The sequence below is a fragment of the Bacillus sp. 166amftsu genome (assembly GCF_900107445.1).
In the GTDB taxonomy this organism is placed as follows: domain Bacteria; phylum Bacillota; class Bacilli; order Bacillales; family Bacillaceae_G; genus Bacillus_A; species Bacillus_A arachidis.
Genome location: NZ_FNQA01000061.1, coordinates 1 through 1,871 on the forward strand (window position 1 = coordinate 1; position 1,871 = coordinate 1,871).

Genomic DNA, 1,871 nt, shown 5'->3' on the forward strand with positions numbered 1-1,871 from the left:
TCCCTTATGTTAACATTTCTTCATTTCAATGTCAACTAAGTTTTTTATTTCGTTTGTCGCGTTTTGCGTTGTTGCTATCAGCGACTCGTATAATACTACACGCTTATCACTATAAAAGCAACCCTTTTTTTAATGTTTTTTAACTCCCCTACTATATATAAAATCCCCTTTATAACTTCCATGCCTCCACTTGCATTTTAAGGTGGCATATTATTCACCAAAAGCGGCAAAAAACTTGAATAAAGTGTACACCTCTAACTATAGACATAATATATCCGGCACAACCTAATCGCAAATTATTAGATTATGAAAGATATCTTTATTCATAAACAATAAAAAGTCACCTATATAAACCTCCCCTCCATACACTACATTCATATTTCACCTTACTATGTTAATCCCTTCTAATTATCCTATCAATATATGTAATCTATACATAAATAAAGAATCTTTCACTATTAGGAGTGAAAGATTCTTTATGAACTTACAGCTACGCAGCAATATACCTTTCGACAAATCCCCATACAGTATTCCAATATTTCTCTGAATCTATCTTTTCAGCTTCTCCGTGACCTGCACCTGGCACAATTAATTTCTCTTTTTCTACCTTTGCAGCATTATACACTTCATCTAACATTTCAAAAGGAACAAATGTATCAGCATCTCCATGAATGAATAACATCGGGGTTTTACTTTTTGCAACTTGCTTGACCGCCGATCCTTCATTCAAGTCATAACCAGCACGGAGTTTTGTAATTGTATTCGCCGCATTCATAACAGGGAATTTTGGTAAATGGAATAAATCCTTTAATTGGTACGTAAATTCATCTATTACAGACGAATAACCACAATCTTCTATAATAACTTTAACATTAGAAGGTAAATCTTCTCCAGAAGTCATCATAACAGTCGCACCTCCCATCGAAATACCGAACAGAGCTATTTCTGCTTGTGGATCTTCTTTTAATATACGGTCAATCCACAGCATAATATCCTTACGATCATGCCACCCCATACCAATATAGTCACCTTGACTATTTCCATGACCACGAAGATCAGGCGCTACCACACTATAACCTTTTTCATAAAAATGACGAATATATTTTGTCATTTCCGAGGCTCTCCCACTATAGCCGTGAACCACGATTGACCATTTATGACTAGATTCCTGATTACGATATTCATAGCCATTTAGTTTTAAATCATCAAAAGAGCGTGCAATTATCGTATTCGGTTGATGTTTTGATAAAAATTCAGCATTTTTCACCTCATCAGTGGCTACTACGTTACCCGATGTAGTTACGGTTTTCTTTAAATGAGGGTTTCCCTCTAAAAATTCTTTTTCTTGTTTCGCATTTAACGCATAGTTATAAAAGTAGTTTCCAACCAACATATACGCAATAACTAGAAGGAGTAAAACTACTATTGTAACAATACTTATTTTCTTCATTTTATAAACCCTTTCTCTACTATGTATATTCAAAATACCTTATATTACATTATACAAATTCTAAATATAGCACCCTCATGTTGCATCAAGATTTTTACTAATCTAAAATAGTAAGCCTCCGAAAAAGTTTATCCCACGTTAACGGGTGGTAATACTCCCACCTCAAAATTCAGCGAAATCATTGTCCAGTTCCAGTGGCTAGAATGTTCGGTGGGAGATAAACTGCCCGTAAAAACCCGATTGGTGAGGGCAAATAATCAGTTGGGGAGGAAGAATCCCCCACTGATTAAAGTTTCACTTTATTAAAGACCTTCAATAAGCTATATACACAAAAAAGACGAGTCATTCTGACTCGTCTTAAGGTTGCTTGGCGACGTCCTACTCTCACAGGGACAAGGTCCCAACTACCATCGGCGCTAGA

1 protein-coding gene is annotated in these 1,871 nt (G+C 35.6%); it reads right to left on the reverse strand.

The features are described from left to right. Positions 1-490: 490 nt before the first annotated feature. On the reverse strand, positions 491-1,450 hold the full coding sequence (locus tag BLV40_RS27735; protein ID WP_090695852.1) for an alpha/beta hydrolase: 960 nt from the start codon (positions 1,448-1,450) through the stop codon (positions 491-493). Positions 1,451-1,871 lie beyond the last annotated feature (421 nt).

Coding starts and splice junctions, on each gene's coding strand:
- BLV40_RS27735 (WP_090695852.1), bottom strand. CDS start 1,450: ATGAAGAAAATAAGTATTGTTACAATAGTAGTTTTACTCCTTCTAGTT.